Source organism: Corynebacterium sp. HMSC055D05 (assembly GCF_001810365.1).
GTDB classification, from domain to species: domain Bacteria; phylum Actinomycetota; class Actinomycetes; order Mycobacteriales; family Mycobacteriaceae; genus Corynebacterium; species Corynebacterium coyleae.
This window is the reverse complement of the sequence record NZ_KV801073.1, coordinates 1-14,011: the sequence shown is the minus strand read 5'-3', so window position 1 is coordinate 14,011 and position 14,011 is coordinate 1. Positions and strand designations below refer to the sequence as shown.

Annotated in this window: 13 protein-coding genes and 7 tRNA genes; 7 read left to right on the top strand and 13 right to left on the bottom strand. The window is 58.0% G+C overall.

The features are described from left to right. Positions 1-38 precede the first annotated feature (38 nt). Positions 39-560 (bottom strand): DUF3093 domain-containing protein, encoded by a 522-nt coding sequence (locus HMPREF2734_RS05970; protein ID WP_070569925.1) that lies wholly within the window; start codon positions 558-560, stop codon positions 39-41. Between the two features lie 56 nt (positions 561-616). Between HMPREF2734_RS05970 and dut the strand changes: the two genes are divergently transcribed. The 4 genes from dut (at position 617) to dxs (ending at position 5,426) form a co-directional block, all read left to right on the top strand. Next, entirely contained in the window at positions 617-1,093 is a 477-nt protein-coding gene (gene dut / locus HMPREF2734_RS05965) for a dUTP diphosphatase (RefSeq protein ID WP_246816787.1), read from the top strand. A gap of 71 nt (positions 1,094-1,164) precedes the next feature. Then, complete coding sequence (locus HMPREF2734_RS11570; RefSeq protein WP_083292003.1) at positions 1,165-2,115, top strand: DUF3710 domain-containing protein; 951 nt, start codon at positions 1,165-1,167, stop codon at positions 2,113-2,115. 2 nt (positions 2,116-2,117) lie between these two features. Beyond that, positions 2,118-3,377, top strand: a complete 1,260-nt coding sequence (locus tag HMPREF2734_RS05955) for a class I SAM-dependent RNA methyltransferase (RefSeq protein WP_246816786.1) — start codon at positions 2,118-2,120, stop codon at positions 3,375-3,377. A gap of 129 nt (positions 3,378-3,506) precedes the next feature. After that, positions 3,507-5,426: a 1-deoxy-D-xylulose-5-phosphate synthase gene (dxs, locus tag HMPREF2734_RS05950; RefSeq protein ID WP_070569923.1), complete on the top strand. Its 1,920-nt coding sequence runs from the start codon at positions 3,507-3,509 to the stop codon at positions 5,424-5,426. Positions 5,427-5,430: 4 nt separating this feature from the next. Here the strand turns inward: dxs and HMPREF2734_RS05945 are convergent, their stop codons facing one another. Further along, positions 5,431-6,708: an HRDC domain-containing protein gene (locus HMPREF2734_RS05945; RefSeq protein ID WP_070569921.1), complete on the bottom strand. Its 1,278-nt coding sequence runs from the start codon at positions 6,706-6,708 to the stop codon at positions 5,431-5,433. A 16-nt stretch (positions 6,709-6,724) separates the two neighbouring features. Continuing rightward, entirely contained in the window at positions 6,725-7,363 is a 639-nt protein-coding gene (locus HMPREF2734_RS05940; protein ID WP_371325696.1) for a DUF3000 domain-containing protein, read from the bottom strand. Positions 7,364-7,497: 134 nt separating this feature from the next. Between HMPREF2734_RS05940 and hemQ the strand changes: the two genes are divergently transcribed. Continuing rightward, the gene (gene hemQ, locus HMPREF2734_RS05935; RefSeq protein ID WP_180950015.1) at positions 7,498-8,202 is read left to right on the top strand and encodes a hydrogen peroxide-dependent heme synthase; all 705 of its coding nucleotides are present in this window, start codon (positions 7,498-7,500) and stop codon (positions 8,200-8,202) included. 13 nt (positions 8,203-8,215) lie between these two features. Here the strand turns inward: hemQ and msrB are convergent, their stop codons facing one another. The 4 genes from msrB to HMPREF2734_RS05915 form a co-directional block, all read right to left on the bottom strand. After that, the gene (msrB, locus tag HMPREF2734_RS05930; RefSeq protein WP_070483781.1) at positions 8,216-8,629 is read right to left on the bottom strand and encodes a peptide-methionine (R)-S-oxide reductase MsrB; all 414 of its coding nucleotides are present in this window, start codon (positions 8,627-8,629) and stop codon (positions 8,216-8,218) included. Next, entirely contained in the window at positions 8,626-9,861 is a 1,236-nt protein-coding gene (locus tag HMPREF2734_RS05925) for a glycosyltransferase family 87 protein (RefSeq protein ID WP_070569919.1), read from the bottom strand. Before HMPREF2734_RS05925 ends, msrB begins: the two co-directional genes overlap by 4 nt. 25 nt (positions 9,862-9,886) lie before the next feature. Further along, positions 9,887-10,657 (bottom strand): pyrimidine reductase family protein, encoded by a 771-nt coding sequence (locus tag HMPREF2734_RS05920; protein ID WP_070569917.1) that lies wholly within the window; start codon positions 10,655-10,657, stop codon positions 9,887-9,889. 67 nt (positions 10,658-10,724) lie between these two features. After that, a complete protein-coding gene (locus tag HMPREF2734_RS05915) occupies positions 10,725-11,903 on the bottom strand; it encodes a multidrug effflux MFS transporter (RefSeq protein WP_070569913.1) in 1,179 nt (392 codons plus the stop codon). A 151-nt stretch (positions 11,904-12,054) separates the two neighbouring features. Here HMPREF2734_RS05915 and HMPREF2734_RS05910 point away from each other — a divergent pair, with 151 nt between their 5' ends. Continuing rightward, the gene (locus HMPREF2734_RS05910; RefSeq protein WP_070422369.1) at positions 12,055-12,942 is read left to right on the top strand and encodes an SLAC1 family transporter; all 888 of its coding nucleotides are present in this window, start codon (positions 12,055-12,057) and stop codon (positions 12,940-12,942) included. Positions 12,943-12,992: 50 nt separating this feature from the next. Here HMPREF2734_RS05910 and HMPREF2734_RS05905 read toward each other — a convergent pair. The 6 genes from HMPREF2734_RS05905 to HMPREF2734_RS05880 form a co-directional block, all read right to left on the bottom strand. Continuing rightward, positions 12,993-13,068 (bottom strand) — tRNA-Gly (locus tag HMPREF2734_RS05905). A 35-nt stretch (positions 13,069-13,103) separates the two neighbouring features. Continuing rightward, positions 13,104-13,175: transfer RNA gene (locus HMPREF2734_RS05900), tRNA-Val, on the bottom strand. 16 nt (positions 13,176-13,191) lie between these two features. Next, positions 13,192-13,265: transfer RNA gene (locus HMPREF2734_RS05895), tRNA-Cys, on the bottom strand. A gap of 40 nt (positions 13,266-13,305) precedes the next feature. After that, positions 13,306-13,381, bottom strand: a tRNA-Gly gene (locus tag HMPREF2734_RS05890). Positions 13,382-13,416: 35 nt separating this feature from the next. Next, positions 13,417-13,488, bottom strand: a tRNA-Val gene (locus HMPREF2734_RS05885). A gap of 19 nt (positions 13,489-13,507) precedes the next feature. Next, positions 13,508-13,583, bottom strand: a tRNA-Gly gene (locus HMPREF2734_RS05880). A gap of 247 nt (positions 13,584-13,830) precedes the next feature. On the opposite strand from HMPREF2734_RS05880, the gene HMPREF2734_RS05875 reads away from it, so the two are divergent. Continuing rightward, positions 13,831-13,902: transfer RNA gene (locus tag HMPREF2734_RS05875), tRNA-Val, on the top strand. The last annotated feature ends 109 nt before the right edge of the window (positions 13,903-14,011 follow it).

The following is a 14,011-nucleotide window of genomic DNA, read 5'->3' as shown; positions in this document are numbered from 1 at the left end:
ACCAGGCGGCGCAAGCCGTTATCCGCTCCTCGCAGAGATTAGGAGCGGCCCGTAAGGCCCGGAACGAATGCATCAAGCACGGCTTCCGGGTCTTTTGCTGAAATAAGCCAATACGGCGTCGGATCCTCAGGGTCATCGAGCACGAGAAGAACATGCTCGGGCACCCACGACCGCGTGATGAGGAACGCTGCCGGATCGAGTTGCCTACCCAAAGCATTCTGGCGGGCGGAAGCCGGCACAACCGTCGCGCGGTCCACGACCGTACTGGGCAAGTTCGCATCCCCGGCGAGCAACCAGCGGGTCCCGTCAGGGTCCTGCTCAACGGTCAGCGTGTAGCGTGAAAGCCACACCAAAAACCAGACCGCTAACGCGCCTGCAACAACAAAGCCGCCAACAAACCACCACATGTTGCGGTTCAGTGCGAGCTCGCCTGCGAGGAGCAGCGTCAGGCCTGCAACTGCAGCCCACCAGTACCAAGGCACCCATTGGCGCTCGGTATACAGCACTTTCGGTGCATCCGGAGCGGAAGTGTCGGAAGGATTCACTGGGTTCGTAGTCACCCCTCATACCTTAGGCATTGATATCGGAGGAACCCAGCTGCCGTATGGTTGGCAGCGTGGAAGAGCAACAATCAATCGCGCGTATCGACGACACCATCGGCCCAATCGCAGTCAAGCGACTTGACCCTGATTTGCCCTTGCCTCACCGGGCTCACCCGGAAGATGCCGGAGCTGACCTTTACTCCGCAGAGGATGTGACGCTCCAACCAGGTGAGCGAGCGCTTATTGGCACAGGAATTGCGATTGCGCTTCCTGTAGGCACAGTAGGATTGATTCACCCGCGTTCCGGGCTCGCAGCAAAGCAGGGCTTGAGCATTGTAAATACTCCCGGAACCGTCGATGCAGGGTACCGGGGCGAGCTCAAGGTGTGCCTCATTAACACCGACCGGTCTGAGCCGATTGTCATCACACGTGGAATGCGTATCGCACAACTCGTCGTGCAACGTGTGGAACTGGCAAGCTTTAAAGAAGTAGACGAGCTCGATGAGACGGTCCGAGGCGCTGGCGGCTACGGATCGACTGGCACGAACTAACTCTGTGTCGCTCTGGGGGCTACAGTCTTTAGCGACGAAAACGTACTGAGAATTTAGAGGAGGTACCTGCAATGGCAATCTGGCCGTTCAGGAGGAAGAAGAAGGCCGAAACAACCCCGGAACCGCAGAAGGTTGTAGAGGAGTCAACCGCGGCACCGGCAGCGTCCGAGGCTGAGGCGCCCGAATCGGTTGCTGATACCCAGTCGGCATCTGCTACGGCAGATGCGCAGGTAGAGGCGCCGGAGCTTCGTGTGGCAGAAGGCGTGCAGGTCCTTACAGATTATGACCCGATCAATGGCTCCACGGGTCCGTTCGATGGCGATAACGTCAACATTGATGACTTTGACTTTTCGGACTTCTCCCAGGCCACGCTGAACCTCGGATCCATCCGGATTCCACTGCCGAAGGAATCTCAGGTCCAGGTGGAGATGGGCGAGCAGGGCCCCAAGATGGTTCACATCGTCACCCGCTTCGGCCGCCTGACCCCGGTGGCGTTTGCTGCTCCGCGAACCGGTGGTTTGTGGGAGGAATCTTCCGAAGAGATCATCGAAGGTATGCGTTCTGAGGGTATGCCCGTCGAAGTTGAGCAGGGACCCTGGGGTCAAGAGATCGTCGGAACCGGTACTAACGGCGTCATTCGAATCATCGGTGTGGAGGGGCCGCGCTGGCTCTACCGCGTGACACTTGCTGCTCCGTCCGGTTCGGAAGACCAGCTTGCGCAACTTGGTCGTGAAACGGTCGCGCGCTCGTTTGTTTACCGTGGCGACGACCCGATTCTTGCTGGAAACTCTCTCCCCGTTGTGCTTCCTGAGCAGCTGGCAAAGCAGGTGCAAGAGGCTGTGGAGGCGCGTGCTCAGCAGGCTCAGGGCGCTCAGGAAGCCCCCGCGGAGGGTAACCCGAACGTGCTGAGCGACGCGTTGCAGAAGATCATCGCTCAAAATGTCGAAGGCCAAAAGCAGCTCCGCGAATTCCGTGAGGCGCAGCGCGCTCAGCGCCAAGCCGGACGCGGTAAGTCCGAGTAGCTGTGACTGACGAGATTACTGCCGGCCTCGTGCTGAAGTTGTCTGTGAGGGCAATGGCGCACGGGGGAGAAGGCATCGCCGACGCCCCAGACGGGCGCGTCGTTTTCATCGCGGGCGCAATTCCCGGCGACACGGTTGAAGCGCGACTGACCCGTGTGAAAAAACGCTGGGCACGTGCAGAGCTTGTCAAAGTAGTGGATCCATCGCCTCACCGGGTCAGATCGGCTTGTCCTGCGGCAGCAGCAGGTGCGGGGTGCTGCGACTTCGCGCACGTTGACCCGGCGGTACAGGTATCGCTCAAACGCGATGTTCTTCTTGGCCAACTCGGTGCGCTTGCGAGCAAGAGTGGTGTTGTCGAGGCGGATGTCGTCGAGAAGCAATTGCGGGTTGTGGAGCTTGAACCCAGAACTGGTTGGCGCACCCGTGTCCGCATGGGCGTTGACCCGCAAGGACGAGCCGGAATGCGTGCACTGAAATCGACAGACGTTGTCGGTGGTGTCGTGTGTAGTCAGGTCGCGCCGCAAGTGCTCGACGGCATCATTGGCGACGACGCGGCTCGATACACGCCCGGCAGTGAGATTGTGGCGGTCGTGGATTTCCGCGGGAAACGTCACGTTGTGGAAACACAGTCGGCGCAGCGTGGCCGACGCGTTGAGCGTATTCACAAGGTGCTTGAAGGCCCGGGGTTGGTCACCGAGGTGGTAGACGGTCACGAGTTTTCCTTTCCCCCTACAGCATTTTGGCAAGCGCACCTCAACGCGGCGCAAACCTATAGCGACCTCATTAAAGAATGGGGAAGCGACAACTACACGCACCGTAACGGATGGGATCTGTACGGAGGCGTCGGTGCATTTGTGCCTGCGATCAATGAGGCAATCGGCGGCGGCAGGATCGACAGTGTTGATTACTCCGCTTCGGCGACGGCGACCCCACAGCCAGTGGAAGACGAGTTTGATGTGCATCGCCACAATGCGAAGGTGGAAGTTGGAATCAGCGAGCTTCCGGCTCCGGGACTTGTTGTCTTAGATCCGCCCCGGTCAGGGGCAGGGCGTGATGTCGTCGACAAGATTGCGCAAGCGGCTCCAGAACGCATCATTCACATCGGTTGTGATCCAGCAACCTTTGCGCGCGACCTCGCAGGCTTTGGCGCGCACGGATTTAGAGTCGAGCACATCGCTCTTATCGATGCTTTTCCCAATACTCACCATTTTGAGGTCATGGCATCACTTGTGCCTGACCACAATGGTGGTGCGGAGGAATAGGGTCAACCAATTTCGGAGTGTAAGCTGACCAGAACCGATTCCGCACTACGCAACGTGCGGAAACCATACGGGAACACTGCAGATGCGGACCGCATCGCGGCGAAAAACCTGAAGGAGAGCGACAGGATAGTGGGACTGCTCGAGCATATTGAGACACCGGCAGACGTGCAGAAGCTCGCGCCGAGCCAGCTCAACGCGCTCGCGGACGAGATCCGGCAGCTGCTCATCCAGAAAGTGTCAGCAACCGGAGGACACCTCGGACCGAACCTCGGCGTTGTTGAGCTGACACTGGCGCTGCATTACGTTTTCGATTCCCCGAACGACCCGATCATCTTTGACACATCGCATCAGTCGTATGTGCACAAGATTTTGACTGGACGTGCGAACCAGTTTGATTCCTTGCGCAAGAAGGGCGGTCTTTCTGGGTACACGTCGCGATCTGAATCAGAACACGACTGGACCGAATCTTCCCATGCCAGTGCCTCGCTGTCCTATGCTGACGGTCTTGCCAAAGCGAAGGAACTCACCGGTAGTTCGGACGATCACGTCATCGCAGTTGTCGGTGACGGAGCGCTCACAGGTGGCATGTGTTGGGAAGCACTCAACAACATCGCGGCCGGAAACCGCAACGTTGTCATCGTGGTTAACGACAACGGCCGTTCGTACTCTCCGACGATTGGCGGACTGGCCAATAACCTGACCAAGCTCCGTGACCAGCTAGCCGCTATTCGGATCCAGCCTGGCTACGACGAGGTCATGGAGTCTGGGAAAAAGACCCTCAAATCTATGGGGTGGGTCGGAGAGAAGACCTTTGATGCGTTGCATGCGCTCAAGGAAGGCGTGAAGTATCAGGTTCTTCCAACCGAAATGTTCCCGGACCTTGGTATGAAATATGTCGGTCCGGTCGAGGGGCATGATCTCAAGGCACTGCTCAACGCCTTTAAGTATGCCAAGCGCTACGAGGGGCCGTTGATCGTGCATGTTGTCACTGAGAAAGGCCACGGTTTCGCCCCGGCAGTCAATGACGTAGCCGACCAGATGCACTCTACCGGCGTGATCGACCCTGTAACAGGAAAAGCACTGGCCACCTCTAAGCCAGGTTGGACCGCCGCTTTCACCGAAGAGCTGCTTCGCGCAGGCCACGAACGCGATGACATCGTTGCGATCACTGCGGCAATGGCGGGGCCAACCGGTCTGCAGCCATTTGGTGAGCAGTTCCCAGACAGGTTCTTCGATGTGGGGATTGCGGAACAGCACGCAGTGACGTCTGCCGCTGGTATGGCACTCGGTGGATTGCACCCGGTTGTGGCGATTTACTCGACCTTCCTCAATCGTGCTTTTGACCAGTTGCTTATGGATGCAGGTTTGCTCCACCAGCCGGTTACGTTAGTGCTGGACCGTGCAGGCGTAACTGGCTCCGACGGCGCAAGCCATAACGGTGTTTGGGATATGGCGATCGCATCGATCGTCCCGGGTGTCCGTATCGCCGCACCTCGAGACACTCAGTCGTTGCGCGAAGAGTTCAGGGAGGCCCTTCTTGTCGACGACGCCCCGACGATCGTACGGTTCCCGAAGGGCTCTGCCGGCCCGACGATCCCGGCACTGCGAAACGTCGGCGGTGTAGATATCCTCGCCGAACCCACAGGTGATAGCAGCGATTCAGAAATCGACGTGCTACTCGTTGCCGTCGGCGCATTTGGTCAGGCCGCGCTCGAGATTGCAGATGCGCTTGTCGACGACGGTATCCGCGTAACTGTTGTCGATCCCCGTTGGATCATTCCCGTCAACGCCGCGCTGTGTGACCTGGCTGTCGAAGCTGACATGGTTGTGGTCTATGAAGACGGCATCATTCGAGGCGGCGTCGGATCTGCTATCGCTGAGGCGTTTTCGGCAGCAGAGGTGGACACACCGCTACGCCAACTCGCGTTTCCGGATGTGTTCCCCCTGCACGGGTCCCGCGACGAAATCCTCGAGGAGTATGGACTCGATGCGGAGTCTGCCGCCCTGCAGATTAGAGAGTGGGCACAGCGACTCGCTGACAGCGAGTAAGGCGCTATTGAGCGCGCTTCCTGCGACGGCGACGTGCTGCAGCTCGCCCAGATGACGGGGTTTTGCCCTGCGGGATTCTTGCTGCTTTCGCTTCAGCTTGGGCCCGCGCGAGCAGCGGTGCCGTAAGGGCGATCTGCCATGGGCGTGCCCCAGCACGCTTCAGTTGCATAGCAGCAGCGTCAGTGCTCCATACGGCGTCGGAGTCTGGGGCGGTCCACATAACTTGTCGCAGCACTGCAGAAGAGAGCAGCATATCTGGACGGATGTTTTGTTGCGCCGCCACTTCAGAGACGTACTTTCGCGCCGACTGCAATGCGTGCCAGGAACGTGGGTAGTCGTGTTCCCACACAATTTTTGCGGGAGGGTCAGTCGGTGCAGGCTGCGCGGGGGTTGGCCATTGTTCGGGGTCCTCAGCGAGCGCCTGTTCGACGAGACTAAACCAGAATTTGGCTTTCGTTGTATTGAGCGATCGGTAGCGCAGGCAGTTTCGTAGTTCCCATGGGGAGGATGGCACAGTACGAGCGATGGTGACGATTGATTCGCTCGAGAGCATGTGACCGGGAGAGATGTCTTCTTTTCGGCAATGTTCGTCGCGGGCGGTCCACAGCGTTTTAGCGAGCTGCAGGCTCCTGGCGGAGCGTAGCCCTGACACTCCCTTCATGTCACGCCATGTCTCATTAAAGGGTGCGTTGTCCGGTCCGAGCTCGTTGACAATCCGCTCAAACTCCTGCTCGGCGAACGAAAGCTTGCCTTCGTTGTCCAATTGCTCGGCGAGAGCCTCTGCGAGATCGTGGAGGTGTGCGACATCTAACGCGGCGTATTCTTGCCACGTTGGTGGCAGAGGTGTGGTGGACCAGTCCTCGTGGCCGTGACCTTTTTTAAGTTCTACTCCCACGAAGTGCTGCACCATCGCCGCCAAATTTGGCCTATTAAACCCTGCGAAGCGGGATGCGAGTTCTGTGTCAAAGATTGTGCCTGGGTAGAGACCGAGCATTGCGAGCGACTTAAGATCATCGACGGCAGCGTGGATAATCCAGTCCTCACCGTTGATGACGGGAGCGAGGGCATCATGAAGCGCGTCCCGGTTGCCTTCCGGGGCGAACAGGTACGTATCGGTATCTCGTCGATAAATCTGCACGAGGAACGCTCGGTCGTCATAACGAAATGACGCTGCGCGCTCGGTATCGATGGCGTAAGCGCCTCGACCTTCTGCCAATGCCGCCGCTGCGCGAGAGAATTGCTCGGGAGTTTCTACGAGGTGGTACTGCACCTGGGATGTCATGTTGCGTAAGTATGCCCTAGCGTGCGTTGAGCTGTGTCACACCCTCTGGTGGAAGCCCGGCAACATGTGCCAAAACCTTGGAAAAAGCCTCGACGTGGCTCTTCAAGTCGATCCCCTCAGCAGTCCAGGAGGCGCGCATCTCCAACTGGTATGCGCGGGGAGGTCCACCGATCTCACCGAAGCGTACTGATGCGGTCGACGTAACCGTGCCGCCAAGATTGGTGAACCCAGCACTGGTCTCCGCGAGCGATTCATTGAGCCACTGCCAAGCGACGTCAGGTAGCAACGGGTCTGACGCCACAGCATCATCCATGTCCGCTTGGATATAGGCCACCAGCCGCATGGTGCCCTCCCAGGCCTCCTCGGCGGCAGGGGAGTGTAGGAGGATTAGTCGGCCGAAAGCATCGCCTTCTGAATCGACCGGGATGTTGTCACCGTCCTCGTTCGGGTGGACTACTTCGAGCCCCACAGCATGGCTAAACGGTGCTGGTCGCTGCGGCGGTCGGATGGTCCCGAGGGAAATCTCAGGACGCAGCTGGGCTGCATGCATTGACTCGACGGCCTTAGAAAAATCCGCCGGCCAGTTCTCGTTCGCGCCTTCCCCGAGCGTATCCGCACTATGTGTGGAGGTCTGGGGGGTGGTGTCCGGATTCATCACACGCATAAAGGTATCGACCCGTTGCGTGTGGTGGGGGAGGCGCGCCGACATATCGTCGAGACGCAATGTGCGACAGCGTAGACTCATTACGACTTTAGTTTGATCTGCCGTATCGGCAGGGAAGGAGCGTCATCATGGCCAAGCTTGACTTTGCGAAACTCAACGCCACGCAGCGTTATCTGCAGTTTGCAGTGTTCCGTGCAATTCCCGGTGCTCTTGGGACGGAACGTACTCGTATCATCGAAGAAGCGCAGGCTTTCTTCCGCAAGCTTGAAGAAGAGGGCGTCGTTGTTGTTCGTGGTATCTACGACAACACCGGCATTCGTGCTGATGCAGACTTCATGATCTGGTGGCACGCAGAAGAGTTTTCCGACCTACAAAAGGCACTGGCTGATTTCCGACGTGAGACTGCGTTCGGTCAGCTCGTTGAGGTGAGCTGGCTTGGCAACGGTTTGCACCGTCCTGCAGAGTTCAACAAGTCCCACCTGCCGAGTTTCATTATGGGGGAGGAACCGGGTGACTGGATCACGGTCTACCCCTTCGTTCGCTCGTATGACTGGTACATCATGGACCCCCAGAAGCGTCGCCGAATCCTTTCTGAACACGGCCAAGCCGCCCGCGACTTTGCGGACGTGCGCGCGAACACCGTCGAGGCGTTTACGCTCGGCGACTACGAGTGGATGCTGGCATTTGAGGCGCCAACGCTCGAGCGCATTGAGGCCCTGATGAAGACGATGCGCTACACCGAGGCCCGCCTGCACGTGCGCGAGGAGGTTCCGTTCCAGACCGGACGTCGCGTCAGCGACATCGCGGAGATCATCAACATCCTGCCGTAGGCCGGATGAGGCCCTAGGCCTCTTCCAGCGTCAGGCTAATGGAGTTGATGCAGTAACGCAGGTCGGTGGGGGTGTCAAAACCCTCGCCGGCAAACACGTGGCCGAGATGAGAGCCACAGTTCGCGCAGAGTACTTCCGTACGGATCATTCCGTGAGAGCGGTCTTCGCGCTCAATAATCCGATCGCCCGCCAGTGGGGAAAAGAATGCTGGCCACCCGCAGTGTGCGTCGAACTTTTCTGAGGACCGAAACAGTTCCTCACCACATGCTCTACAGCGGTAGACACCTTCAGTGGTGGTGTTGGTGTATTCGCCCACACCGGGTGCCTCGGTGCCGGCCTCCCGCAGGACCCGAAACTCTTCAGGGCTAAGTTTTTCTCGCCACTGTGCTTCGGTGAAGTCCTTGTAATTTGGTTTGGATTCGCTCATTGTCGTGTCCTCTCCTTTTGTGGCGCCGATGTGATTTGAGTAGACCATACCCACGATGCCACCGCGACAATAAACACGGCCCATCCAAATGTGGGAAGAAAAGTGTTCAGCCACCGTCCAAGCAGTATCGCGTCAGGCGTAACCCAACTCAGTGGCGCGAGACATAAAACGGCGCCCAGCCACGTTGGCCAAGTGTGCAGGGGGCTGGCGCGGTGAAACACAGTAAACAGGGCGGGGAAGAGCATCATCGAGTAGTACGCCTGTCCGAGTGAGGACAGTAGGCATACGCCTGCGAGCAGGACGCCGGTGCTCAAGGTCAGCCAAAGCCATTCGTCGCTATAACGCCAGCGGGCTAAACCAATGATCGCCGCCGCAACAGCAGATGCAGCGACGACAAAGAGGATGGTGTGCGCCCAGGCAGGCATACCGAAATAGACGGCAAAACCTGCGAGCGAAGAGTTGGCATAGTCGCGTGTGATGCCTAGATACGGCACAACAACGTCGATGTAGTCGCGAGCACCTGGAGTCAGCGGCCAGGCAATGACGTTGAGGAATACAGGTACGGCGACACCGCTAGCAACTACCTTCCACCGCATTTTCATCAGTGGCAGTACGAGAAGCGGAGCGAACATTGGCTTGACGACGACCGCCAGCCCGAGCACGATACCCGCACCGACATCACGCCTAGCGAGAAACAACGCGATAAACGCAGTCAGGGCGAGAAGCAGTACGCCGTTGATGTTCGAAAACACCAAGGTATTTGTCACGGCTTCCGTCATAAATGCAAGGGCTAATGCGATTGGAAGCACCGGGTGAGACATGCGGAAGCCCGCTAGCCGCGTAAGCCATGTGACTGCAGCAATAATGCAAAGCGCGTTGAACAGGATGAAAAATGGCCTCGCGCTTTCCATACTTGGAAGCATCCCAAGAGGAGAAAGTAGCAGCGTAGCACCCGGGTTATAGAGGTAGTGCGGGTCAACGTGCTCGTAAATCTCGTTGTACACAGGTACTCGGTCGACGAAGCGGCGTGCCGCCGACCAGACCGTAGTGAAGTCGTCGGTCACCGATCCGGTGCGTGCGAGGACAAAAAGCCTGTGCACGATCAAGATGACTGCCAGTGGCCAAGCCAAAGCACCTGCGCCTCGAAGCGTGGAGGTTGGTACCTCCGCGTGGGAACGCGTCGCGACGGGCGCTGGGGCGACCCAAAAATCATGGAGGCGAGTTTGCAACATCACGGGTGATACCGTACCGGCTCGATTAGCCTTTTCGGTCCCGCACCCTTCGGTAACGGCAAAACAGCAGGGAATCGCTTGTTGCTTTAACCGACTCGAGAACAAAGGGGATGTTGCGATCGTCGTCACTGTGCCCGAACAACCTCACTTCAGAAGGCTGCAGCACTGCGTGAGGGCTGATGGTGTAATGAAATACGTCTACCGCGTCTTCATTCAGCATCTGGGTGTTGAGCTGTGGACCTCCCTCGCAAACGATGCGGGACATACCGTGCATGTGCAGCGCTTCAATTGCTGTTCGCATGGAGTCATCTGTAAGCGGGAGGATGCTGCCACCAGCCTCGGTGATGTCATGTGCGCGAGCAGCAACCTCAGGGGTATCGAGCATATCCTGGGGGACGGCGAATATCGGCGCTGCGAGACTATTGGAGAAGAGCTGCGAGGACGTATCAAAACCGAGGCTGCGGCTTAACACCACAATCGGAGGCGCGACAGACTGCCCGTTTTCCTTCCGTTGTTGCTGTTTCTCTGGCGAGACTCGCGCACCGAAGTAGTCTTCCTTTCGTACCGTTTCCGCACCAACGAGCACTGCATCAGACCACACGCGAAGGGCGTTGAGCAATGCGAAATCGGTCGCATTTCCCAAGCCGGCAGATGCTCCCTCGATTGCGGCAACCCCGGTGAGCGAAGCAATACCAATCAAGCGTGTCTCGCACTCCCCAGGTGGAAGAACCGGCCCAATCAATACCTGCGTGTCGATCGAGTCGGGAAGCTGGTCTGAGGTGTTGGGGGTAAGCATCGTCGTTAATTGTAAAGCGGTTTTGTTTCTGGCCTCGTGGTTTTGGAACGTGGTGGGTTGAAGCTGATCAGCTTCGGTGAAAGCGTGAGCTGATGCGTGCTCCCGTAAGCGCCAAACCAGCGCAGGTGAGCACGCCGAGCGCCATCGCAGCGGCTGGGTTTGGGCCGAGCGCAACAAGTGGTGGAACGAGTCCACCGATAATGAATTGGAAGAACCCCATGACACCGGTTCCGGCTCCGGTACCGATGTCTCGCACTTCCTCGATAGCGAGAGCGGAAGCATTCGCCATGATGAATCCCGCCATCGCGGAGAGGATTGCGATAAAAGGAATCATTGCGGTGCTTGGACCCAAAATGGAAAATGCGAGGAGTATCGCACCCACTGTGAGATCAACTCCGAGTGCGACGGTAAGGAGCGCGCGCGGCTGGTGCCGCTTGAGCAGCCGCATGTTGAGCGTGTTGCTCAGTGGAATGAGCAACGCGATGCTCCCGAAGACGAGAGAGAATGTGGTTGGGCTCAGACCGAGCTGCAATTGGAGGACTAGGGGAGAAGCCGCGATGTAGGAAAAGAGCGTGCCAAAGCCCAAACCTGCAGCCACCATGTATCCAGTGAACGCGGGACGTTGTAGACAGCGCCCCATCCGCGGAAACATCTGGCGCAAGGTGCCACTTGTCCGCTTGTGGGAGGGCAGCGTCTCGGGAACGAGCCACAAAGCGACAACGAGCTGCGCAAGATTGACTGCAGCGATTGTCCAAAAAACGCCGCGCCAGGTGAATGCGGGAATGATGAGGCCACCAAGCACCGGGGCGATTGCAGGCATAAACCCGGAGATCGCCATGAGCGCTGAAAGCCCGCGCGCGGCTTGTTTTCCGTGAGCAATGTCGGGGACGACAGCACGAGCAACAACGATCGCGCATCCACCTGCGAGGCCTTGGAAGAAGCGGGCGCAAATGAGAAATGCGATGGAATCGGCTAGCGCGCAAGCCACCGAGGCAACAAGGGCAACGGCGGAAGCCACAATAATGACAGGCTTTCGTCCAGTCCCGTCGGAAATCGCCCCAAACAAGAGATTGCCAAGGGCCATACCGAGCATGAACCCGGTAATGGTCATCTGGGCAAATGAGTGGGTCGTCGACAAACTCGTAGCTAGTTCTGGCATGCCCGGGAGGTACATGTCGATGCCCAGGGGGCCAGAGGCGGTAAACAAAGCCAGCGCGGCGAGGAGGCCACCAGAAAGTTTCTGCACGCCGGTAGGATAGCCCCTTAGGATTTTGATGAAGCGATGCCTATTGAAGTCTCATGACCATTGCAGTGAGCGAGAACAGCAGAGGCAACAATCGGGGGAGCTGCACACACAGATTCGCTAATAGGTTGGGAACAGGCATAGCGTGGTTATCATGCAGTTGCCAAAGTACGGTCCGGCGTGGGCCGGTGCCTTGATGGGCACTTCAATTGCCTCCACCTTGTCTGGTTTGCATGGCTTTCGTCTCTGCCAGATCGCGTTCGCCCTGTGTGCCGCTGTGTTGCTTGCGGTTTTTACGGTGGGCGCTCGACATGAGCCTCCTCGCCACCAAAATATGGCGGCGTGGGGCATGTACACGATGGGGCTACTGTCTTGCGGCTCAGCGTGGACCGCGCTGACCGGTAACGATGGATTCCAGTTGGCCAGTTGGTGGATCGGTGCACCGCTTTCCGCACTAGTGTGTTTGTGGCAGCTTTGGGCGTTTTGGAAGCGACCGAGCCTCTATGGAAAACCTGCGTTTCCCTGGGGCCTTGCGTTGGTCACGCCAATGGTGGCCGCAACGTCTGGAGGGCAGCTATCCGATGAGCATGGAGCGCTCTACCACTATGTCGGTGTGGTGTGTTTCTGGCTCACGTTGACAACGGCAATTCCGCTGTTTGCCTATTGCTTTTGGTCATTCATGCGCCACCGTTACCACCCAAGTGGCGCAGCCGCAGGTACAGCCTGGATCCCACTAGGCGTCGTCGGGCAATCGACGGCCGCATCTACAGTGCTTTTCGACGCCCACCTCTACGGCATTGTCATGTTCGTGATCGGAGTGCCGTGTTCCTTGTTCGCAATGTATTGCTTCTACCAGGCGGTAGTGACAATTTCGCCCTACGGTCCGGGGTGGTGGGGTGCCACATTCCCGGTGGGAACGCTGTGCTTAGGCGCTTGGTACCAGGGGTGGTCCCAATTATCCTTTGCGCTGTTGATTCTGCTTCTTGTGCACTGGAGCATTTGCGCGGTACGTTTCGGGGCTTGGCAATTGCAGCGCCTATAGAAAAGGGGATAAAAGAAAGACTGCCTACCGAAACGATAGACAGTCTTTTTTGGAGCGGATGACGAGACTCGAACTCGCGACCCTCACCTTGGCAAGGTGATGCGCTACCAACTGCGCTACATCCGCATCTTGTATTCAGTTGACGAGGGGAAGACCCTCTGTGCGCGATACTGGGATCGAACCAGTGACCCCTACCGTGTCGAGGTAGTGCTCTACCGCTGAGCTAATCGCGCTTGGCTGGTGACAGCTTGGAGGTGGATACGGGAATCGAACCCGTGTACACGGTTTTGCAGACCGTTGCCTAACCACTCGACCAATCCACCGTGGAGTTACCTCCAAAGTATTCGGGAACTCCGAAGTACTTGGAGCGGATGACGAGACTCGAACTCGCGACCCTCACCTTGGCAAGGTGATGCGCTACCAACTGCGCTACATCCGCATCTTGTATTCAGTTGACGAGGGGAAGACCCTCTGTGCGCGATACTGGGATCGAACCAGTGACCCCTACCGTGTCGAGGTAGTGCTCTACCGCTGAGCTAATCGCGCCCACGTTCCTTGATGGAACTGGAGCGGATGACGAGACTCGAACTCGCGACCCTCACCTTGGCAAGGTGATGCGCTACCAACTGCGCTACATCCGCATGCTCTCCGCGCTTACCGCGCTGATTGCGAGAACAAACCTTATCCTCATTCACCGCTTGTATCCAAATCGGCAGTTCACGGCACTTGGTGCGGGTTGGTTAATGAGGTTTCAGCGATGTAATTCTCGGGAGCCGCACGCGATTCAAGGTGTCAAACTAGGCAGGGGAAGGCTCTCTTGGGGGGAAAGTGGTTGTGGCCTGCGGATTCGTCCGTGGCGCTCCATCCGTGTAATCTAGCAACTCGTTCGGTCCTATGGCTCAGTGGAAGAGCGTTCCGTTCACACCGGAAAGGTCGCTGGTTCGATCCCAGCTAGGACCACAACGCAAACCGTCAGGAAACTGACGGTTTTTCTTTTTCTTCAGGCAGTCAGGGCGGGGGCCTGTGGGTTAAGGCTGGGTTAAGCGACAAAATGTGTGTCTGCTATCGG